The sequence below is a fragment of the Mycobacterium sp. 852013-51886_SCH5428379 genome (assembly GCF_001665575.1).
In the GTDB taxonomy this organism is placed as follows: Bacteria; Actinomycetota; Actinomycetes; order Mycobacteriales; family Mycobacteriaceae; genus Mycobacterium.
Map to the genome: position 1 here is coordinate 225,380 of NZ_LZSU01000017.1, position 19,960 is coordinate 245,339.

Annotated in this window: 20 protein-coding genes; 11 read left to right on the forward strand and 9 right to left on the reverse strand. The window is 69.3% G+C overall.

Annotation, left to right across the window (positions count from 1 at the left end; all coding sequences use genetic code 11):
• The first annotated feature begins 46 nt into the window (after nt 1-46).
• From A5757_RS06465 to A5757_RS06475, 3 genes are all read left to right on the forward strand, one after another.
• The gene (locus A5757_RS06465) at nt 47-826 is read left to right on the forward strand and encodes a carotenoid biosynthesis protein (protein ID WP_066830309.1); all 780 of its coding nucleotides are present in this window, start codon (nt 47-49) and stop codon (nt 824-826) included.
• A complete protein-coding gene (locus tag A5757_RS06470) occupies nt 826-2,367 on the forward strand; it encodes an FAD-dependent oxidoreductase (RefSeq protein WP_156618200.1) in 1,542 nt (513 codons plus the stop codon). The genes A5757_RS06465 and A5757_RS06470 overlap by 1 nt, the downstream gene beginning before the upstream one ends.
• Nucleotides 2,368-2,440: 73 nt before the next feature.
• On the forward strand, nt 2,441-3,865 hold the full coding sequence (locus tag A5757_RS06475) for a sugar porter family MFS transporter (protein WP_066830311.1): 1,425 nt from the start codon (nt 2,441-2,443) through the stop codon (nt 3,863-3,865).
• 9 nt (nt 3,866-3,874) lie between these two features.
• Here the strand turns inward: A5757_RS06475 and A5757_RS06480 are convergent, their stop codons facing one another.
• Together A5757_RS06480 and A5757_RS06485 are read right to left on the reverse strand one after the other, a co-directional pair.
• Entirely contained in the window at nt 3,875-4,525 is a 651-nt protein-coding gene (locus tag A5757_RS06480; RefSeq protein WP_082929341.1) for a L,D-transpeptidase, read from the reverse strand.
• Between the two features lie 15 nt (nt 4,526-4,540).
• Nucleotides 4,541-5,203 carry an MOSC domain-containing protein gene (locus A5757_RS06485; protein ID WP_066830314.1) on the reverse strand — a complete coding sequence of 221 codons (663 nt, stop codon included), beginning with the start codon at nt 5,201-5,203 and terminating at the stop codon, nt 4,541-4,543.
• 107 nt (nt 5,204-5,310) lie between these two features.
• On the opposite strand from A5757_RS06485, the gene A5757_RS06490 reads away from it, so the two are divergent.
• Nucleotides 5,311-6,651 (forward strand): hypothetical protein, encoded by a 1,341-nt coding sequence (locus A5757_RS06490; RefSeq protein ID WP_066830317.1) that lies wholly within the window; start codon nt 5,311-5,313, stop codon nt 6,649-6,651.
• A 61-nt stretch (nt 6,652-6,712) separates the two neighbouring features.
• On the opposite strand, the gene A5757_RS06495 is transcribed toward A5757_RS06490, so the two are convergent.
• Nucleotides 6,713-7,786 (reverse strand): spore photoproduct lyase family protein, encoded by a 1,074-nt coding sequence (locus tag A5757_RS06495; protein ID WP_066830430.1) that lies wholly within the window; start codon nt 7,784-7,786, stop codon nt 6,713-6,715.
• A gap of 79 nt (nt 7,787-7,865) precedes the next feature.
• Between A5757_RS06495 and A5757_RS06500 the strand changes: the two genes are divergently transcribed.
• Both A5757_RS06500 and A5757_RS06505 read left to right on the forward strand, forming a co-directional pair.
• Nucleotides 7,866-9,425, forward strand: a complete 1,560-nt coding sequence (locus A5757_RS06500; protein ID WP_197497280.1) for a class I adenylate-forming enzyme family protein — start codon at nt 7,866-7,868, stop codon at nt 9,423-9,425.
• Nucleotides 9,426-9,435: 10 nt separating this feature from the next.
• Entirely contained in the window at nt 9,436-10,209 is a 774-nt protein-coding gene (locus tag A5757_RS06505) for an enoyl-CoA hydratase/isomerase family protein (RefSeq protein ID WP_066830320.1), read from the forward strand.
• A gap of 149 nt (nt 10,210-10,358) precedes the next feature.
• Here the strand turns inward: A5757_RS06505 and A5757_RS06510 are convergent, their stop codons facing one another.
• Entirely contained in the window at nt 10,359-11,324 is a 966-nt protein-coding gene (locus tag A5757_RS06510) for a DUF808 domain-containing protein (RefSeq protein ID WP_066830322.1), read from the reverse strand.
• A 161-nt stretch (nt 11,325-11,485) separates the two neighbouring features.
• On the opposite strand from A5757_RS06510, the gene A5757_RS06515 reads away from it, so the two are divergent.
• Nucleotides 11,486-13,369 carry a DUF4185 domain-containing protein gene (locus A5757_RS06515; protein WP_066830435.1) on the forward strand — a complete coding sequence of 628 codons (1,884 nt, stop codon included), beginning with the start codon at nt 11,486-11,488 and terminating at the stop codon, nt 13,367-13,369.
• 82 nt (nt 13,370-13,451) lie between these two features.
• On the opposite strand, the gene ripD is transcribed toward A5757_RS06515, so the two are convergent.
• Complete coding sequence (gene ripD, locus A5757_RS06520; RefSeq protein WP_066830324.1) at nt 13,452-14,087, reverse strand: NlpC/P60 family peptidoglycan-binding protein RipD; 636 nt, start codon at nt 14,085-14,087, stop codon at nt 13,452-13,454.
• 202 nt (nt 14,088-14,289) lie between these two features.
• Here ripD and A5757_RS06525 point away from each other — a divergent pair, with 202 nt between their 5' ends.
• From A5757_RS06525 to A5757_RS06535, 3 genes are read left to right on the forward strand one after another with little or no spacing between them, the layout of a single operon-like run.
• Complete coding sequence (locus A5757_RS06525) at nt 14,290-14,538, forward strand: DUF6480 family protein (RefSeq protein ID WP_066830326.1); 249 nt, start codon at nt 14,290-14,292, stop codon at nt 14,536-14,538.
• Between the two features lie 51 nt (nt 14,539-14,589).
• Nucleotides 14,590-15,693 (forward strand): spore photoproduct lyase family protein, encoded by a 1,104-nt coding sequence (locus A5757_RS06530; RefSeq protein WP_066830329.1) that lies wholly within the window; start codon nt 14,590-14,592, stop codon nt 15,691-15,693.
• Between the two features lie 7 nt (nt 15,694-15,700).
• A complete protein-coding gene (locus A5757_RS06535; protein WP_066830331.1) occupies nt 15,701-16,138 on the forward strand; it encodes an MOSC domain-containing protein in 438 nt (145 codons plus the stop codon).
• 3 nt (nt 16,139-16,141) lie between these two features.
• On the opposite strand, the gene A5757_RS06540 is transcribed toward A5757_RS06535, so the two are convergent.
• A complete protein-coding gene (locus tag A5757_RS06540) occupies nt 16,142-16,924 on the reverse strand; it encodes a hypothetical protein (protein WP_066830333.1) in 783 nt (260 codons plus the stop codon).
• 65 nt (nt 16,925-16,989) lie between these two features.
• Here A5757_RS06540 and A5757_RS06545 point away from each other — a divergent pair, with 65 nt between their 5' ends.
• A complete protein-coding gene (locus A5757_RS06545) occupies nt 16,990-17,211 on the forward strand; it encodes a hypothetical protein (RefSeq protein ID WP_066830334.1) in 222 nt (73 codons plus the stop codon).
• 11 nt (nt 17,212-17,222) lie between these two features.
• On the opposite strand, the gene A5757_RS06550 is transcribed toward A5757_RS06545, so the two are convergent.
• The 3 genes from A5757_RS06550 to A5757_RS06560 all read right to left on the reverse strand — a co-directional run bounded on the left by A5757_RS06550 (nt 17,223) and on the right by A5757_RS06560 (nt 19,882).
• On the reverse strand, nt 17,223-17,966 hold the full coding sequence (locus tag A5757_RS06550; protein WP_231983903.1) for an RsiV family protein: 744 nt from the start codon (nt 17,964-17,966) through the stop codon (nt 17,223-17,225).
• Nucleotides 17,967-18,035: 69 nt separating this feature from the next.
• On the reverse strand, nt 18,036-19,397 hold the full coding sequence (locus A5757_RS06555) for an aldehyde dehydrogenase (protein WP_066830337.1): 1,362 nt from the start codon (nt 19,395-19,397) through the stop codon (nt 18,036-18,038).
• Nucleotides 19,398-19,450: 53 nt separating this feature from the next.
• Nucleotides 19,451-19,882, reverse strand: coding sequence for an SRPBCC family protein (locus A5757_RS06560; protein WP_066830339.1), 432 nt, complete (start codon nt 19,880-19,882; stop codon nt 19,451-19,453).
• Nucleotides 19,883-19,960 lie beyond the last annotated feature (78 nt).

Sequence of the window (19,960 nt, forward strand, 5' to 3'; positions counted from 1 at the left end):
GCCGTTCTGACCGCGGAGGTATCCCTTGGCGTTGGCCGTGCCAGATGTGCGTCGACGCACGACGTCGGTGGTGTGGGCGCTGGTCGCCACGGCGATCCTCGTCCAGATTGTCTATCCGCTGATGCCGGAGCCGTGGCGCACGCCGATCACCGTCACCAGCGTGGCGGTGTTCTTCCTGGCCGCCGTCGCCGACGCCGGCCGGGTCCACGGCCTCAGCGGCGCCGCACTGCTCGTCGCCGTCGCCGGCGGTGGCGGTCTGCTGGCCGAGGCGGTCGGGGTCGCGACGGGCTGGCCGTTCGGTGACTACGCCTACACGGGCACGCTCGGCCCGGAAGCGTTCGGAGTGCCGGTCGTGGTGCCGATGGCGTGGGTGATGATGGCCTGGCCGGCGCTCGTCGTCGGGCGCACGCTGGCCTCGCGCCCGGCCGCCGTGATCGCGGTCGGCGCCTTCGCGCTGAGCGCCTGGGACGTGTTCCTCGATCCGCAGATGGTGGCGGCCGGCCACTGGACGTGGTTCAACCCGGAGCCGTCGCTCCCGTTCATCGACGGCATTCCGCTGACCAACTACGCCGGCTGGCTGTTGGTGTCGGTCGTGCTCATCGGCATCCTCGACACTGTGCTGCGCCGGGATCGCTACGACGCACCCTCGGCGCCCGCCGCGACGCTGTACCTGTGGGTGTACTTCTCCTCCGTACTTGGCCACCTCGCGTTCTTCGGCCTGCCCGGCTCCGCGGTGACCGGCGGGATCGTCATGGGCGCGGTCGCCGTACCGTTCGCGGTCACGCTGCTGCGGCGGCGGACGCGGTCCACCGGGGCGCACGCGTGATGAGCGATCCGATGACCAGCAGGGCTGCGCCGCTGCGGATGCGGCCCCGTCGCCTTGTGACCGCGGACCCGCTGTTGCCGCGCCAGGTGCCCGCCGGAACCGAGGCCGTCATCGTCGGCGGCGGCATCGCCGGGATCTCTGCGGCAGTGGTGCTCGCCGAGCGCGGAGTCGACGTGACGGTGCTGGAGGCGGCCGACCATCTCGGCGGACGGCTCAACGCCTGGCCGGAGACGTTGCCGGACGGTACGGAACAGATGATCGAGCACGGCTTCCACGCGTTCTTCCGGCACTACTACACATGGCGGTCGATCCTGCGCCGCGCCGATCCGCAGCTGTCGTTCCTGGCGGCGGTGCCGAGCTATCCGGTGATCTCCGCGCACTGGCCGGACGAGGATCTGTCCGGGCTGCCCGCCGCGCCGCCGCTGAACCTGCTCGCGCTGGCGGTGCGCTCGAAGAGTCTGGGCCGGCGCGATCTCCTGTCGGCCGACGCCGACACCGGACGGGCGCTGCTGGCTTACGACCGCGCCACCACGTTCGCCGAATTCGACGACCTCGACGCCGCCACGTTCCTCGACCGCTTCGGAATGAGCGAACGCACCCGCACGATGCTGTTCGAAGCGTTCGCCCGCTCGTTCTTTTGCAACCAGGGTGAGCTGTCGGCCGCCGAACTGGTCGCGATGTTCCACTACTACTTCCTGGGCAATCCCGAGGGCATCGGATTCGACGTACCGGACACCGACTACTCGACGGCGATCTGGCAGCCGCTCCGCCGGTATCTCGACGGACTCGGCGCTACCGTGGCCACCGGCGCGCCGGTGCACTCCGTCGCACCCGACGGACAGGGATGGCAAGTCAGCGCGGCGGACCGACAGCTGCACACGAAGAACCTCGTCCTCGCGCTGGACCCGGGCGCGCTGCGGACCCTGCTCGCCGACTCCCCCGAGACTGCCGCCGCCGCACCGCAACTGGCGCAGCGCTGCGAGTCCTTGCGCGTTGCGCCACCGTTCGCGGTCAGCCGGCTGTGGTTCGACCGGGACGTCGCCCCGGTCCGCCCGGGCTTCAGCGCCGTCAGCGGGCAAGCGAACCTCGACTCCATCGCGGTGTATTCGCGGTTGGAGCGGCCGAGTATCGAGTGGGCCCGGGCGACCGGCGGATCGATCGTCGAATTGCATTCGTACTCATGCCGATTGACCGATGCCATCGAGGCAGCCGACGCCCTGCGGGCCGAACTGGCGACGCTCTGGCCGGAGACGGCCGACGCGGTGGTGCTGCATCGCCACGACCGGCTCGAGGCCACCGCACCGGCGTTTCCGCCCGGTTCCGCGGGCACCCGACCCGGGGTGCGCACCGATGCGCGGGGCCTGCGGGTGGCGGGCGATTTCGTCGAACTGCCTTACCTCTCCGGATTGATGGAGCGCTCCGCGATGTCCGGTGTGCTGGCGGCCAACGACGTGTTCGCCGAAGTCGGCGTCGCGGCCGAACCGATCATGGGTGTGCCGCAGCGCGGCCTACTGGCCGGGATCCCGCGGATCCCCCGCTGACCCGCGACGTTTCACGACCGTGCCCCCCGGGTAGAGGTGGTCATCCGTGTGACGACGATGGAGGTCCGGGCCCATGACGTCTTCCGACAGCGCGGCACCCGACTCCGCCGAACGCCGGAAGGACGCCCCGGGCCAGCTGACCGGCGCGGTTGTGATCGTCGCTCTGGTGTCGGCGGTGTCGGGGATGCTCTACGGCTACGACACCGGCATCATCTCCGGGGCGCTGCTCCAGATCACCAAGGACTTCGAGATCGAGGAAGGCTGGAAGCAGGTGATCACCGCCAGCATCCTGCTCGGCGCGGTCATCGGGGCGCTGACCTGTAGCCACCTGTCCGAGAAACGCGGCCGCAAAGGCACATTGGTGATGCTTGCGGTCGTCTTCGTCGTCGGGTCACTGTGGTGCGCGCTGGCTCCCGAGCCGATCATGCTGTCACTCGGCCGACTGGTTCTCGGCTTCGCCGTCGGCGGGGCCACCCAAACCGCCCCCATGTACGTCGCCGAACTGTCCCCGCCCAAATATCGCGGCCGGCTCGTCCTGTGCTTCCAGATCGCCATCGGCGTCGGCATCGTGATCGCCACCATTGTCGGTGCCTCGGAGTCGATCCCGTGGCGATGGGCGATCGGGGCGGCCGCCGTGCCCGCGGCTGTCATGCTCATCCTGATGCTCCGCCTACCGGAGAGCCCGCGTTGGCTGATCAAACAGGGTGACCGCGACCGGGGCCGCGCAGTACTGGAACGGGTGCGGCCGGAGAACTACGACATCGACGGCGAAGTCGCGGAAATGGTGGATCTGGCCCGAGAGGAACGTCGATCGACCACGCGGGGCTGGTCCGGGCTCCGCGAGGCGTGGGTGCGGCCCGCGCTGATCCTCGGATGCGGCATCGCGATCTTCACCCAGCTCAGCGGCATCGAGATGATCATCTACTACTCCCCCACGATCCTGACCGACAGCGGCTTCGACGAATCTGTGGCCCTTCAGGTTTCGGTCGCACTGGGGGTCGCCTACCTCGTCGCCCAGCTCGTCGGTCTGTCGATCATCGACAGGGTAGGTCGCCGCAAGCTCACCTTGATCATGATTCCGGGTGCGGCGGTGAGCCTGTTCGTCCTCGGCACCCTGTTCGTCACCGGCAACAGCGGCCGCGAATCGGTGCCGTTCATCATCGCCTGTCTGGTGGTGTTCATGCTGTTCAACGCGGGCGGTCTGCAGCTGATGGGGTGGCTCACCGGGTCGGAGACCTATCCGCTGGCGGTGCGGCCCGCAGGCACCGCGGCACAGTCCGCGGCGTTGTGGGGCACCAACCTGCTGATCACGCTGACGCTGTTGAGCCTGATCAGCGGTATCGGGGTGGGACCGTCGATGTGGCTGTACGGGTTGTTCAACGTCGCCGCCTGGATCTTCGTCTACCTGCGCATGCCCGATCTGACCGGCCGCAGCCTCGAGGAGATCGAGGAGAAGCTCAGCGAAGGCAAGTTCCGGCCCGCCGACTTCGCCCGCTGAACAGTCCGGTCAGACCGGTACACGCACGCCGACGCCGATGTCGATGTGCGGGTGCGCGGCAGGGTCGAGCCACTGCAGTACCGAACGCATCTCGTCGCGGCCGATCGCCACGCAGCCCCAGGTGGGATCACCGTCGGTGACATGCAGGAAGATCCCGGCCGAGCGGCCGGGGATGCGCTGCGGATTGTGCGCGATGTTCACCGCATAGTCGTAGACCGGTCCGGAGTCGTACAGGTTCTCGGCGTCGTCGGACGGTTTGGCGACGCTGCGCACGTGGGTGTTGTACGTCGGGGAATCGACATCCTCGTCCCACCAATCCTGGTCGGTGGCCTGAAAATACGGCATGCGGGTGCCCGGATCGGGTTGCCGGCCGAATGCCTGGTCGAGCGGGAACACACCCACCGGTGTCCGGAAGACGTTGTCCGCGGATACGCCGACTCCGAGGTCGCCGAAGTCGGCGGGCGTCGGGCCGATCACGGCACGCCACTGTGCGCCCACCCGTTCGTAGGCGGTGAGCGTCCCGGTCGGTGAGTCCGCGGCGGGCGCGTTCACCACGATGAGTTGCGCAATGGCCGGACTCGGTTGTGCGGCAGCGTGATCGGCGGGGTGTACGCCGAAAGCGGCGGCCAGTGCGACGGCCAGGACGCCGGTTCGTCTCATAAGTCGTCTCCCCGGTCAGGCGGTTCGGGTGTTGCGGCGCTCGGCCTTGCGCCTGATGTCGGCGGGTAGCGCCTCGATGTCGAGCAACTGGTCGAGGAGTTCCGGTTCACGCAGGATCGCGCGGAACACCGTTTGGACGGTGACGCCGTGGCCGGGCCGGTCGGTGACGACGACTCGGTCGCCCGCGCGCACGGTCCCCGGAGTGATCACCCGCAGGTATGCGCCCGGCTCGGCATGGTCGGTGAACGTCTTGATCAGCCCGGGCACCTGCAGCCACGCGGCGAACGTCTTGCAGGGGGTGCGCGGTGAGGTGACCTCGAGGATCAGCCCGTCGTCACCGACGTGCCACCGCTCGCCGATCACCGCGTGCGTGACGTCGATCCCCGCGGTGGTGAGGTTCTCGCCGAAGTCGCCGTTGCCGAGTGTCCGATTCAACCGCGACTGCCAGCTGTCCAGATCCTCGCGGGCGTAGGCGTAGACGGCCTGGTCGTCGCCGCCGTGCAGCCGCCGGTTGCCGATGGTGTCCGATTCGATCCCGCTGGCCGACGCGCCCCGCTTACCGGGGGCCCGGACGGCGACCGGCCCGTCGGTGGGCACCTTGACAATTCCGGTGACGACGGACGGTTTGGCGGGGTTCGGCCGGGGCTGGGCCACGTTGACCGTCAGGACGCAGGACATGGCCTCAACTCTAAGCCGTCAAGGATGTGCCAAGGATCCGCGCAGAACGCCGCCGCACGCTTCTCCCATCGACGTCCGATGCGGTCGTCACCGAGAGAGGAGCTCCTATGACTTCCACCGCCAGGATCGCCCAGGTCCTTCGCGGCGTACTCGTCGCGGGTGTCATCGGCGCCGCGACCGTCGGCATGGCCGGAAATGCCGCCGCCACTGTCCTGACCCCCGCCCCGACCGTGTTGCACACCCAACTGGTCGACTACGACGACGACGGCGGCGGCGGTTATGAGGCGCCGGAAGCGCCGGCCTACGAGGAGCCCGCCTACGAGGCGCCCGAGGCGCCGGCCTACGAGGCTCCCGAGGCGCCGGCCGACGACGAGCCGGAGCCACCCGCATACGAAGACCCGCAGCCCGCTGAGGAAGCCCCGGCCGAGGCGCCCGCTGAAGAGACGACGCCGCAGGAAGCTCCGGCTGAAGAGCCGTCCGAGGCACCGGCCGAGGAAGCCCCCGCTGAAGCACCATCCGAGGCGCCCGCTGAAGCGCCCGCCGAAGCGCCCGCCGAAGCGCCCGCCGAAGCGCCCGCCGAAGCACCGGCCGAAGATCCCCAGCCGGCCGAGGCGCCGGCAGACGAGGCGCCGGTCGATCCCGAGCCGCCGGTTGCTCCCGAGCCGCCTGCCGATGAGCCGGCCCCCGCCGGCTCATCGGGCGACGCCGACCCGACGACGGTCACGCCGGCCAGCCAGACCGACGTCGCCGCCGCCGAACACGCGACCGTCGTGGACGCCAACGCCTCCACCGTGTCGACCAGCACCGTCGACGAGGTCCGCTCGGAGATCATGACCGAGATGACCAGCACCACCTCGGTCACCTCGTGGGATCGCCAAGTCACGCAGTGGAACTCGTCGTGGATCTCCTACGATGCGTACTACCGCCCCGTGCTGCTCAACCCGTTCCGCACACCGCTGCAGGTCTTCTACACCTACGGCAACGTCCCGCGGACCGTCACAGTCAAGCCGCTGTCGCGGGCGGTGTTCGACGTCCCCGACGCCGGTGTCTACAACTTCACCGGCCTGCGTCGCACCCCGTCCGGCGCCCTGACCTCGGTGTCGGTCGGCAGCTTCACCGGTGGCGGATTCGTCCCGGCGGCGGGCCGCCCGGGTCCGACCAAGCCCGTCACCCCGCCCGCGTCGAAGAACGTGCTGGTCCGGCTGCAGTACGCCAACGGCAACTCCGAGCCGTTCCGGGTCAAGCAGCTCACCGACCTCGGCGACGACGCCACGGCGCACGCCCGCCGCGTGCTGATCGACGGCACCACCTCAGCCTGGGGCCACTGGACCAAAACCGCCAGTGGGGAAAAAGAATTCGACATCACCAAGACCCTGCAACTGCCGGGCCTGGCCGGACCCGGACAGTCTCCTATCCCGGGCTACCAGGTGGTCGTCCAGAAGCACTGACCATCGTTGCGACACAGGCCGTGCGATCGCTCTCCAGCGACCGCACGGCCTGTCGGCGTCCTCAGAACGCGTACCGGATCCGGCAGTCCGGCAGCAATTCATTGATGAGGCCGGTCAGGTCGGCGACCCACCGCCCTTTCCACGGGCTCTTGTAGCGAACATTCCACTGGCCGCTCTGACTACGCTTGAGCTGCTGCAGATCCGGGCGCCACAACAGTTCCTCACCCTTCGGGTGCCAGCCCAGGTTCACGTCATGCAGGCCCTCGTTGTGGGTGAGGAAGATGATCTCGGCGGCCAGTTGCCGCCGGGTGGCCTCGGTGGTGCCGTCGGCGATCTGCTCGAGCAACTCCGCCCAGTCCGCCCGCCAGTTCTCGTGGACGATGACCGGGCTGAAGTTCAGGTGCACCTCGTAGCCGGCGTCGACGAAATCGTCGAGTGCCGCGATCCGGTCGGCCACCTTGGAGGTGCGGATGTCGACCAGCCGGGACGTCTCGGCGGGCATCAAGCTGAACCGGATGCGGGTGCCGCCGCGCGGATCGAGGCCCAGCAGGTCGCGGTTGACCAGCTTGGTGGCGAAACTGGCCTTGGCGTTGGGGATTCGGGCGAACAGCTCGATGAGGTCACGCACGTTGTCGGAGATCAGCGCGTCGACCGAACAGTCACTGTTCTCGCCGATGTCGTAGACCCAGTCGACCGGATCGCACTGGTTGGGTTCCGGTTTGCGACCCTGTCGCGCGGCGTGCCGCTCGAGGTAGCCGGTGATCTTCTCGATGTTGGCGAATACGGTGACCGGGTTCGCGTAGCCCTTGCGGCGCGGCACGTAGCAGTAGGAGCACGCCATCGCGCAACCGTTGGCGGTGGACGGTGCGATCCAGTCACTCGAGCGTTCGTTGCGGCGGGCAGCCAGGCTCTTCTTCTCGCCGAGCACCAGGACCTCGCGCTTGTTGCGCACCCAGTCCTCGACGTTGCCCTCGTTGCCGTACAACCCCGGAATGGCCTGATGCGAGAGCACTTCGATCCGCTCGGCGTCCGGGAACCGGTTCAGCACCTCGCGGGCGCGGGCAAACCGCTCGATGTCGGGCTCGTGGTAGATGCGCTTGATGTCGAGCAACCGGTCCGCGAGCGTGGATGTCACCCCAGACACAACGGCGCGCCCCGGTGCCGGATTCCGACCCACCCGCGTCAGCTGCGTCTCAATCCGACAGGATCGGCGGGTGACCGCTGCACCCGACCCGCAGGATGACCGGCCGACCATCCCCGCTCTGCTCGCGCGCAGCGCCCGGGATTTCGGCTCGCAGACCTATTTGGTCACGCCGACCGACCGGCTGACCTACGCGGACGCGCAGGGGCGGTCCGGTGCGCTGGCGCGCCGGCTGCTGCACCAGGGTGTCGGCAAAGGCACCCGCGTCGGCCTGTTCTTCCCCAACGGGGTGGATTGGGTGGTGTGGTGGTTGGCGTTGTCGCGCATCGGGGCGGTCGTGGTGCCGTTGAGCACCCTTTACCGGCCGGCCGAGATCTCTAAGGTGCTGCGGCTGGCTGACGTCGCGCTGCTTGCCGCGCCGTCGCAGGTCCTCGACATCGACGTCGCCGACCGCTTCGAGGCGGCGCTGCCGGGGTTGGCCGGTCAACGCGTCGGTGCGCTCGCGCTCACCGCGGCACCCTATCTGCGCCACATCGTGCTGACCGGCGGATCGGACCGGCGCTGGGCGACACCGTGGCACGGCGATGGGGTGGGCGCCGAGGTGCTCGCCGCCGTCGAGAGCGAGGTGTCGCCGGCGGATCTGGCCGTGATGATCCACACCTCGGGGTCGACCGCCGATCCCAAGGGGGTGCTGCACACCCACGGCACGCTGGTCCGGCAGACGTCGACGTGGCCGAGCGCCGTGCGGTTCGTCACCCGATCGGGTGACGACGCGCGGGTGCTGTGCGCGATGCCGTTCTTCTGGATCGGCGGTCTGCTCGCCGTCACCGGCGCCCTGCACGAGCCGACGACCGTCGTGGCCCTGCCCCGGCTGGATCCCCAGACGGCTCTCGACCTCGCGGAGGCCGAGCGGGTCACCGGCATCGTGGGCTGGCCCAGCTTCACCCAGCGCCTGCGCGAGCACCCCACCTTCGCCGCGCGCGACCTGTCCGGCGCACCCATGTTGCGCGACGGCCCGCTCGACATCGCGATGACCGACGTGCCCGACGGATATCCGGTGCACCGCACCATGACCGAGACCGCGGGTGGCTTCGTGCACACCGAGATGGCGATCATCGACGAGGCCGGCGCGCCCGTCCCCGAGGGGACCGTCGGCGAACTCCTCGTCCGCGGGGTCGGCGTGATGGCCGGATACAACAAGCGCGAGCGGTGGGAGACCTTCGACGACGACGGCTGGTACCACACCGGCGACCGCGTCTACCGGCGCCCGGGCGACCCGCGGTTGTTCTACGTCGGCCGGACCACCGAGTTGATCAAGGCGGCGGGGGCGAACGTGTCACCGCTGGAGGTGGAGGCGGTGGTCGGAGAGCTGCCCGGCGTGGCGCAGTGCGTCGTGGTCGGCCTGGACCATCCCGAGCGCGGCGAGGAGGTCTGCGCGGTCGTCGTGCCCGCCGGTGAGGTCGACCCGGCCGCGCTCGCGTCGGCCGCCCGTGAGGCACTGTCGGCGTACAAGGTGCCCACCCGCTGGGTGCTGACGTCCAGCGACCGGATCCCGACGCTGGCCAGTGGCAAGTTGGATCGGCGCACCCTGCGGACGCTGATCGTCGACGGTGGGCTGGATCGCGCGAACTAGGGTGCGACCCATGAGCCTCGTGACCTATACGCAGCAGGACCACATCGCCACGATCACCCTGAACCGGCCCGAGGCCCGCAACGCGATCAACGGTGCGCTGCGCCGGGAGCTCAACGCGGCGTGGGACCGGTTCCGGGACGACGAGGACGCCTGGGTGGGTGTGCTGACGGCCAACGGTGACGTGTTCTGCGCCGGCGGCGATCTGAAGGACGGTGAGGGCGCGGTCGGAACGTTCGGCGGCACCTTCTGGGAGAAGCCGACGATCAACTCGTTCGAATCCGGGATGGAGTTGTTCAAACCCACCATCGCCGCGGTTCAGGGTCCGTGCATCGGCTACGGGCTGACCGGAGTTCTGTTCTGCGACTTCGTGATCGCCAGCACCGCGGCGACGTTCAGCTATCCCGAGGTCTCGATCGGCGTACCCACGATCGTCGGGGCGATCCGGCTGCCGCACCGGGTGGGCTGGGCCAACTCCATGGAACTGCTGCTGACGGGGAAACCGATGAGCGCCGAGCGCGCCAAGGAGATCGGTCTGGTGTGGCGGTTGGTCGAACCCGACGACCTGCTGTCTGAAGCGATGTCGTGGGCCCGCACGCTCACCGCGGCGGCTCCACTGGCGCAGCGGGCCACCAAGGAGGTGGCGTGGCGGTCCGCCGACATGGGCTGGATCGAGTCGGTGCGGTTCGGTGAGACGATGCGCAAGGTGGCCGGGGCCACCGCGGACGCCGCCGAAGGGCCGCGGGCGTGGCTGGAGAAGCGCGAACCGCGTTGGACGGGACGCTGACTCAGGGGTTCTTCTTGTCGGTGGACGTCTCGGGTGCCGCGCCACCGTCTTCAGGTTGCATCTCGGCGGATCCGTCGTCCTCGGCGGCGTCGACGTGAGGTTCGGTCATCGAATGCGTCTACCCCGCACGGGGTTCGACCAACCGCCTATCAATCGTGCGCCTTCTCGTGGGTCTTCTGGTGATCCTTCTTGTGCCCGAACGGCAGCACGTGGACCACGGCCACGACGATCGAGCCGACCACCAGGCCGATCACGGCGGACGCACCGGTGTTGACCAGCCACGCGAGTACCGCGCCCACGCCGCCGACGGCGTGGTGCACGGCTTCCTCCACGTGGTGCACCCAGCCGTAGGGGGTGTGCCAGCCCAGCTCGTCGGAGCCGACCAACAGGATGTGGCCGCCGACCCACAGCATTGCCACCGTGCCGATGAGCGACAGCGCCGCAAGCAGTTTCGGCATACCCGCCACCAGTCCGCGGCCGATCTTGCGGGTGAAGTCGGTGCGTCGCTTCGCCAGGTTCAGACCGATGTCGTCCATCTTCACGATGGCGGCCACCACCCCGTACACCGCAGCCGTGATCACCAGCGCGACCACCACAAGAATGATCAGCCGGGGCAGGAACGCCTCCGAGGCGACCTCGTTGAGCGCGATCACCATGATTTCCGCGGACAGGATGAAGTCGGTGCGGATGGCACCGGCGGCCATCTTCTTCTCCGCGTCCTCCCCCGCGACGGCGACAGGCACCGCTTCATGGTCGTGCCCACGGATGCGCCCCCACACCTTCTCCGCACCTTCGAAGCAGAGATAGGTCGCACCGAGCATGAGGATCGGGGTGAGCAGCCACGGCAGGAACTCACTGAGGAGCAACGCCGCAGGCAGGATGAAAAGCAGCTTGTTGCGCAGCGAGCCGATGGCGATCCGCTTGATGATCGGCAGTTCACGTTCGGGTGAGATGCCGGTGACGTACTGCGGCGTCACAGCGGTGTCGTCGATCACCACGCCGGCCGCCTTGGCCGTGGCGCGGCCCGCCGCGGCACCGATGTCGTCGACCGAGGCTGCAGCAAGCCTCGCCAGTACCGCGACATCGTCGAGCAGTCCGAACAGTCCTGCGCTCATGGCGCGAAGGTTACCCGCAGACAGTCCGCCCCAACATGCTGAGATTTTCTGAGAAATACTGAGTGTTCGGCGCAATGATCATGGGCCGCGGTGCGATGATCCGGGAGCGGTACAACGTGTATCGGTACACCGGGGGATCGTTCAACGGAGGGGTGCAAGACATGAAGCCGAGATTCAGCGCGGCAGCTCACGTGGGTCGGATCGGCGGTTTGGCGGTCGCGCTCGGAGTCGGAGCCGCAGTGTCACTCGGCCAGGGGGTGGCCTGGGCCGACTCCGAGGGGTCGGGCGTCTCGTCCTCGTCGTCACCCTCGTCGTCGTCATCGTCGTCCTCGAGTGACAGCGGCGCGTCCGGCGGGGTGTCGGCCGGACCCTCCTCGAGTTCCTCCGCCGGCGCCGCCCGGACGTCGTCCGGTTCGTCGAGCGACCGGACCGCCACCCGGTCCTCCCGCACGCAGTCGGCCGGTGCCGCCGACGAGAGCCCGCGCAGCGGGTCCCGCGGCGCCAGTCGGGTCGCCCAGCAGACCGACAGCGCCGCTCAGACAGGGGCCCGGTCGACCACCACCTCGGAGACGGCCGCGGCGACCACCCAGCAGGAGACCACGACCAGCCTGCAGGCCGCGGACCGAGACGCACCGCCCCTTGCCGACGGCGGGGCGCCGCAGACGCCCGCGCCGAACCCGGCGGTGCTCGGCCTGATGGCCTTCGCGCGCCGCGAAACGGCCCGCGAGATGACGTCGACGGCGCAGACGACGCCGCTGGCCACGCAGTCCACCATGCAGGCCGCGGCGGCCACGGAGACGACGGAGCGCCCGTCGGCGTTGGCGTCGACGCCGCTGGGCTGGGTGACCGGGGTGAACAACCAGGGCACCCTCGACGGCTTCGAGGTGCCCCAGACCAACGACACCTCCAGTTTCGACATCTACGGCACCGACCTGGGCATCATGTGGGACGGCGGCACGATCGACGGCCAGCGGTTCGTCCACCTGGCCTTCGGCGACACGTTCAGCGGCCCGAGGATGACCGGCAACTGGCGCAACAACGTGCTGCTGATCAGCTACGACACCGATTTCTACACCGGCGAGCAGCCCGGTCTCGAACTCGCCCAGACCGGACCGGCCTTCCAGTTCATCGATCGGTCCACCACCGAGCTGGGGTTCCTGTTCCCGACCGAGGTCACAGTCATCCCGACCGCCGGCATCCAGATCAACGGCGGGCAGTTCGTCAACTACATGTCGGTGCGGTCCTGGGATACACCGGGCCGGTGGACCACCAACTACTCGGCGATCTCCCAGTTCTATCCCGGGGAGAACGGCGGCGACTGGCGCGTGGTGCCGTCGACGATCCGCTCGGCCGGCTGGTTCCGGTCGTCGACCCCGTACGTGGCCGGAAATCAGAACTTCCAGCAGTTCGCCTACGTCCTGCAGCCCGAAGATCAGGTGCCCGAGAACGGCATCCGCTACCTGTACGCGTTCGGCACCCCGTCGGGCCGCGCCGGATCGGCGTACCTGTCCCGGGTTCCGGAAGGCTCGATCACCGACCTGTCCCGGTACGAGTACTGGAACGGCAGCACCTGGGTGCTCGGCCGGCCGGCGGCCGCGGTGCCGATCATCGGCGACTCCACCCGGTCGACCGGCCTGTTCGGATTCCTGATCGACTTCGCCAACGATCCGAACGTGTTCGGCGGCTACCTCGGCGGCCTGTTCGGCGCCAAGACCGGCGGCAACGTCAGCGAGATGTCGGTGCAGTACAACGAGTACCTGGACCAGTACATCGTGCTGTACGGCGACGGCAACAACAACATCCAGATGCGAACCGCCAGCCAGCCGCAGGGACCCTGGTCGTCGCCGGTCACCCTCGCCCGGTCGGTCGACTATCCGGGTCTGTACGCGCCGATGATCCACCCGTGGTCGGGCACCGGCCTGTTGACGGGTGAGGACGGCGAGCCCGACGTCCGCACCCTCTACTGGAACATGTCGATCTGGGGCGACTACAACGTCGTGCTCATGGAGACCGACCTGGCTCCGCTGAAGGGCGAACAGGTCTGACGCTTCGACTCACCGAAATCGACACCAGGGTCGTGATCCGCGGGGATCACGACCCTGGTGTCGAAATGGGCGTCGGTAGAACTCAGTTGATGTAGCGGGCCAGGTACGGCGTCATGCCCTCGGTGCGCACCGGGGTCACCTGGACCGAGTCGCCGACCTCGATCATCTGACCGTTGCCGATGAACATCGCCACGCTCTGGCTGCCGTTGGGGCCGTAGAACAGCAGATCGCCGGGCAGGGCCTGGGACGGCAGCACCTTGCGGCCCGCCAGGTACTGCTCCCCGGAGGTGCGGGGCAGTTTGAGCCCGACGCCGGCGAACGCGTAGACCATCAGCCCCGACGCGTCGAAGCCGACCACCCGCGGCGGCGGTGCGGGCACCGGAGCGGGTACGGCGACGGGAACCGGCGTCAGCCCCGGCAGGCCCACGGGCGGCACGGGAGGAACGGCAGGAACGGCACCGGGCAGTCCACCTGGCACGGCGCCGGGGACGGTGGCCGCGGACTGGTTCACCGTGGCGGTGCTCCCGTTGCCCAGCGACGGCCCGGCCACGGTGCCGCCGCCGTAGGCGAAGGGCACGCCCCGCTGGGCCAGCGCCCGGGCGATCACGATGTCGACGGCCTGCTGGTTACGGGTGGGGAACATCAGCTCGGCGTTCGCGACTCCCGCGGTCGCCAACGACATCGCCAGACACACGACGATCGCAAAGATCCGCCTCATCGAACTCACCCTCTATCTCATGCGCGCAGACACCGGCAGAGCACCGGTCAAGATCACTTTCTACCGGTTGCGACCTCCGGTCGACGAATCCCCAACCGCCCCTACAGCAAAAGATGCGGTAGTGAGACGAAACGGTGACCGAATGCGAACCGTCGACAGCCGGGACGTGTGAGAACGCCGCCGTGGGGTACGCCCATCCACCATGACCGCAATGCCCCCGCAACCCGAACCCGAGGAGATCCCCGGCCTGGAACCCGGCGGCGGAGTGGCGCCGGGCGACACCCCGCCCGACGCCGGATCGACCACCGTCGGCGAGGAACCGGGCCCGGTGCCGACCCGGAAGACGACGCCCGGGTCGGTGGTGTCGATCGTGCTGGTCGCGCTGTTCGCGCTGGCGTTCCTCGCGGTCGCGGTGGGCGTCGTGCTGCACATGACCGGCGTCACGGGCTGACCCCCGCCGCGGCCGGAATCCGGGCGTGCGACGCGGCGTTGCACCACGCACATGACGACGATCCCCGCAGCGGTCGCTGCGCCCTCCCCCACGCTCTGGACTCCGGCGCGCGTGCTGGTGACCCGATCGGCGGCAGAACTCCCGCACGGCGCCGAGATCATCGCGCGCTGCGAGGCGGCCGGCGTCGACGACCTCACCGTGCTCTCCGGAGACCGCCTCCCTCCACTGACCGCCGACAACGACCGGGCCGCCTACGCGCTGGCCAAGCGCACCCTGGCCGTGGTCGTCGCGCCCCCGAGCAAGCGCCGCCTGCAGCCGATCCCACCGAGCGCCGACTGGCGCATCGACCTCGCGCAGGGCTGCCCCGGGCACTGTCAGTACTGCTACCTGGCCGGTTCGCTGTCGGGTCCGCCGATCACCCGCGTCTACGCGAATCTGCCGGAGATCCTCGCCGAGATGGACGCCCACGTCGGACGCGGCACGATCACCTCGACCTCCACCGAGAGGTCCGGCGAGGGAACGACTTTCGAAGCCTCCTGCTACACCGATCCGCTGGCGCTGGAACATCTCACCGGATCGCTGTCGACGATCATCCGCCACGTCGGCACCCATGACTGGCCGGGGCCGGTCGGCCTGCGCTTCACCACCAAGTACGACGACGTGGCACCGCTGCTCGATCTTCCGCACGGCGGCCGCACCCGGGTCCGGCTGTCGGTGAACGCCGACGAGGTGACCCGCCGGTTCGAGGGCGGCACCGCGCGGCTGCCGCAGCGCGTCGCTGCGCTGCGGCGACTGGCCGACGCGGGATACCGCGTCGGTCTCACCATCGCGCCGATCATGCCGATCCCGGACTGGCGGGATGCCTATGGCGCGTTGCTGCGCGACGTCGCCGACGCGCTGACCGACACGCCCGACGTCGACCTCACCGTCGAGTGCATCACCCACCGGTTCACCGCGACCAGCAAGGACGTCCTCCTCGGCTGGTACCCGCGTACCAAATTGGACATGGACGAGTCGGCCCGCACGCGCAAGTTCGGCAAGTACGGTGCGGCCAAGTACGTCTACCCGAAGGACATCATGACCGAGATGCGCGCGTGGTTCGACTCCGAACTCACCGACGTCCTGCCCGCCGCGCGCACCCTGTACTGGACGTGAGACGCCGATGAAGGTGATCGCGATCCACCTCGCCAAGGGCAGGCGGCTACCGGTGCGTGCAGTCGACTCCGCCGTCGCGGAAGCGGGCGCCGGCCTGGTCGGCGACCGCTATCACGGCACCCGCCACCGCCACGTCTCGATCCAGTCCAAGGAGTTCCTCGACCGCGCCGCAGCGGACCTCGGACACGACTTCGACCCGGGGGCGACGCGGCGCAACATCACCGTCGACAGCGGGGAGATCCCGACCAAACCCGGTACCCGGATCACCATCGGCGACGTCGAACTCGAGGTGGTGCGGCTGCTGGCCCCGTGCCGGCTGCTCGACGACGACATGGGCCGCGGTGCGGCGGCGGCGATGCGCGGCCGCGGCGGATCGGCCTGCCGGATCCTGCGCTCCGGCACGATCCGCACCGGCGACACCGTGACGATCACGCCCGTGGACTGATCGCTAGCGCCGGCGTTCCCGCACCTTGTAGGTGGCGGGCCACGACTGCCGGTCCTCGTCGCCGACCAGCGGGGTGCCCTTGCCGCCGACCTTGACGTTGTAGGCCTCCTGGCCTGCGCCGACCTCGCGGTTGGCGTGCTCCTGAGCCAGGTAGTAGAGCTCGTCGATGGCCGCTTCGCTGTAGGCCACGAACGTGGTCTTGCGCTCGATGTCCCCCGCGTCGGCCACCATGCGCTCGGGCAGGATCCGCGACGCCAGCGCTGCGAGGGCCAGCACCGTGAACGGCACGATCCAGTAGCAGACCACCGACAGCGGCTCCCTGGTGTCGAGGATCGTCGCGTCGCCCTGGACGATCGGCGGAATCGCGGACGACACCGTCATCAATCCGAACGCCGCGATCCAGATCCATGTCAACCGGGTGGTGATGGTGGCGAACAGATCGGTCTCGATGATGTCCTTGGGCTGCCCCGCGGCGGCGAACTCCCGGATGAACGGCCGGCCGACCAGCTGACCGCCCAACGCGACCAGGAAGATCCCCAGTGTGCTCAGCGGTTGCAGCCACCGCTCCATGAACGCCTGGTCGACCAGCAGCGTGACCACCGTCAGCGCACCGAAGGTGGCGACGGCGCCGATCTCGAGGGTGCGGCCCGGCGCATTACGGGCCGATCCGACCGCCAGCGCGGCGACCGCGACGGCCAGTGCGACCACCACCGCCGCGAGGAACGGCACGTTGCCGACCAGAATCCAGTAGACGATCCATGGCGCGAAACCGATGACTATGCCCACGAGCGGCAGTCTAGGGGGCGGCCGCGAGTGGTCGGCGCGCTTCCCGAGGGGTACAACGGCGGGTGATGAGATACCTGCTCGTCGCCCTGTATCTGGGCGGCTGGATCGTGACGACCGTGCTACTGCTGCGGCGGCAGTTCGGCGACGACGAGCGCAGCCGCCGCACGCGCATGGTGTTCAACGCCGTCAGCGTCGCCTGCGCGCTGGCGCTTGCCGCGGTGTGGCCGCTGTCAGCCTGGTTCCTACCGATGATCCGGGCGGCTCTGCGCGGCAACGACAGCGAATGACCAAGCGCGCGTCACGGTAGCCGCAATGCGTCCATCTCCGGTCTGAGCAGCCCGTCGAACGCCTGCCACGGCACGGTGACGACGGGGGTGCCGTGGAAGAACTGGTAGTCCTCGAAGTGGATCTCCAACCCGGCGGGCGTCGGGATCCAGTTGGCGAAGTTGGAATCGACCGGCTCGGCACCGGGGTCGTCGTCGAAGGTGCCCACCGGCTGGCCCGACTCGGCGGGCAGCAAGATCTTCGTCTGTTCGGAGAGCCGGTTCAGACCGGCCTGCTCGTCGACGAACAAGTCGCCCAACGTGATCGGGGTGGCGGTGCGCGAATCGATCACCACGGTGCTCACGTAATTCACCGGATGGGCCGACGGGACGGCGTTGAACAGTCCGCTGATCAGTTGCGACACCGATGCCGCACCGAAGTGGATCGTCGGCGCGGTGTCGAACGTCCACGTGCCGTCGGTGGTGGCGCCGGCGCGGGCCTCGTCGAGCTGACCGCGCGCGGAGTTGTCCGAAGCCCGGTTGAAAGTGTCCGCGACGCGGGGATCTCCGCCCTGGATCGTGTTGACGGTGAGCTGCCACCTACCTGCGCCGTCCGGGGTGGCGCCGCCCGTGCCGACCTGGGTGACGCCGTAGAGCTGCCCGTTGGACATCCCCGTCGGCGCCGGGTCGGGGAGGACAGGTTGTGCGACGGCGCCGCCGTGGGTCAGCGCCGACGCCGCACACACGGCGACGACGACGGCGGAGATCTGCTTGCGCATGCCGAGCATTGTTGCGCACCGCGCTGCACGAGCCCACCGATAGCGCCAGAACGATTGGCGCGCAACGGGTCAGGACGGCGGCGGCGACCAGTGCACGACCTTCACGGCGGTCATCTCGTCGAGGAGTTCGGGGCCGTAGCCGAAGCCGCTGCCGCTGGCTCGGCGTGGTTCCGCGGCGCCGCCGGGTGCGCCGCCGAACACCGCGTTGATCTTCACGGTCCCCACCTGCAGTGTGCGCCAAGCGGTTTGGGCGTGGGCCATATCCGGGGTGAGCACGGCGGCGGACAGACCATAGCGGTCGGCCGCCGCCTCTGCCAGAGCGGTGTCGAAATCCTGGACCACACGCACCGGTGCCACCGGACCGAACGTCTCCTCCCGCATGACCAGCATGTCGGGTGTGCATCCGGTGAGCACGGTCGGCGGATAGTACGAGCCGGGGCCCGTCCCGGGCTCGCCACCGATACGCGCCTCGGCGCCGGCGTCGACCGCGTCGAGGACGTGGCGGTGCACGACGTCGCGTTGCTGCTGGTCGACCAGCGGACCGATCCGGTCCGCCCAGGCGCGGGCCTGGTCGACCAGCGCGTCGACGAAAGCATCGGCCACCGACTGGTGGACGTAGACGCGTTCCACCGACACGCAGATCTGGCCGGCGTTGGCGAACGCGCCCATCGCGGCCTGCTCGGCCGCCCACCCGGGGTCGACGCCGGCGTCGACGATCAGCGCATCGTTGCCGCCGTTCTCGAGCACGGCCTTGGCGCCGCGTTCGGCACAGCTCCTGGCGATGTCGCGGCCGGTGGCGCTGCTGCCCACGTGGGCGACGACGTCGACCTCTTCGGACCGGGCGAGGTGGGCGCCGACGCTCGCATCCCCGTCGACGATCTCGAGGACGCCGTCGGGCAGCTGCGCGGCCAGCAGCTCGGCGAACCGCCTGCCGGTGCCGGGGCAGCGCTCACTGGGCTTGTGCACCACGGTGTTTCCGGTGACGAGTGCGGCGCCCAGCAGCCCGGCCGCCACCGCGACGGGGTCGTTCCACGGCGTGAGCACCGCGACCACACCACGGGGTTCGGGGACCATGAGGTCGGTCGCCGCCCACTGCCCGTGCAGGGTGCGGCCCCGGTGCAGCGGTCCTAGTTCGGCGTACTGCACCAGCGTGCCCGCGCCGGCGTCGACACCGCCGAGCGAATCCTCCCGGGTCTTGCCCGTCTCGCGTTCGTTGAGCGCGGCGAGCTCGTCGGCGGCGGCGCGCACCACGGCGGCGGCCGCGGTCAGCGCGGCAGCCCGTTCCGCGGCGGGTGTACGTGACCATGTGGTCGCCGCGGCGCGGGCGCGCTCGATGGCGTCATTGCAGGTGGCGGCGTCGGCGACGGCCACACGGCTGACGGTCTGGCCGGTGCGCGGGTCGGTGACGATGAGTTCGGTCGGCTTCGGCACGCCACGGTGGTACCCGCGGGACGATCACCGAATCAGGCCGTGCCGCCCACGCGTCAGGCGTAGAGCTCCTCGAACTTCTGGATCGACCGTTCGATGTCCCCCTTGACCGCTCGCGCGGCGGCCGCGCCGATCGGGCCGAACAGCGGAGCTCCCCCGAGCTCGAGGGTGACGGTGAACGCACACCCGGCCGACGTCGGCTTCACCGCCAGACGCAGGCCGTACCTGGTGCCGCCCACGCCGTTGCCCTTGACTTCGAGCAACTTCGGCGGATCGATCTTCTTGATGGTCCAGGTCACGCGGTTGCGCATTCCCTTGGCGCCGGCGACACCGACCACGGTCGTGCCTTCGGTGATCTCGGCAGGCACCTCGCTGCGCCAGCCCTCCTGCATCACCAGCCAGTCCCCGAGCTCGTTGAGGTTCGAGGCGTGCTCCCACGCGGCCTCGGGACTCAACGTCAGCTCGCGGGACATCTCGAGTTTGGCCATTCGTTTCTCCTATGTCAAGCCGCTGCCGTTTGGCAAGGCTTTGCTCGGTTGTTGTGGTCGGTGTGGAGGTGTCCGAAT

Excerpts from the sequence above, each read along its gene's own strand:
- A5757_RS06470 (WP_156618200.1), top strand. The coding sequence starts at position 826 with ATGAGCGATCCGATGACCAGCAGGGCTGCGCCGCTGCGGATGCGGCCC.
- A5757_RS06475 (WP_066830311.1), top strand. The coding sequence starts at position 2,441 with ATGACGTCTTCCGACAGCGCGGCACCCGACTCCGCCGAACGCCGGAAG.
- A5757_RS06480 (WP_082929341.1), bottom strand. The coding sequence starts at position 4,525 with ATGAGACGAACCGGCGTCCTGGCCGTCGCACTGGCCGCCGCTTTCGGC.
- A5757_RS06485 (WP_066830314.1), bottom strand. The coding sequence starts at position 5,203 with ATGTCCTGCGTCCTGACGGTCAACGTGGCCCAGCCCCGGCCGAACCCC.
- A5757_RS06490 (WP_066830317.1), top strand. The coding sequence starts at position 5,311 with ATGACTTCCACCGCCAGGATCGCCCAGGTCCTTCGCGGCGTACTCGTC.
- A5757_RS06505 (WP_066830320.1), top strand. The coding sequence starts at position 9,436 with ATGAGCCTCGTGACCTATACGCAGCAGGACCACATCGCCACGATCACC.
- A5757_RS06510 (WP_066830322.1), bottom strand. The coding sequence starts at position 11,324 with ATGAGCGCAGGACTGTTCGGACTGCTCGACGATGTCGCGGTACTGGCG.
- A5757_RS06515 (WP_066830435.1), top strand. The coding sequence starts at position 11,486 with ATGAAGCCGAGATTCAGCGCGGCAGCTCACGTGGGTCGGATCGGCGGT.
- ripD (WP_066830324.1), bottom strand. The coding sequence starts at position 14,087 with ATGAGGCGGATCTTTGCGATCGTCGTGTGTCTGGCGATGTCGTTGGCG.
- A5757_RS06525 (WP_066830326.1), top strand. The coding sequence starts at position 14,290 with ATGACCGCAATGCCCCCGCAACCCGAACCCGAGGAGATCCCCGGCCTG.
- A5757_RS06530 (WP_066830329.1), top strand. The coding sequence starts at position 14,590 with ATGACGACGATCCCCGCAGCGGTCGCTGCGCCCTCCCCCACGCTCTGG.
- A5757_RS06535 (WP_066830331.1), top strand. The coding sequence starts at position 15,701 with ATGAAGGTGATCGCGATCCACCTCGCCAAGGGCAGGCGGCTACCGGTG.
- A5757_RS06545 (WP_066830334.1), top strand. The coding sequence starts at position 16,990 with ATGAGATACCTGCTCGTCGCCCTGTATCTGGGCGGCTGGATCGTGACG.
- A5757_RS06550 (WP_231983903.1), bottom strand. The coding sequence starts at position 17,966 with ATGCGCAAGCAGATCTCCGCCGTCGTCGTCGCCGTGTGTGCGGCGTCG.
- A5757_RS06560 (WP_066830339.1), bottom strand. The coding sequence starts at position 19,882 with ATGGCCAAACTCGAGATGTCCCGCGAGCTGACGTTGAGTCCCGAGGCC.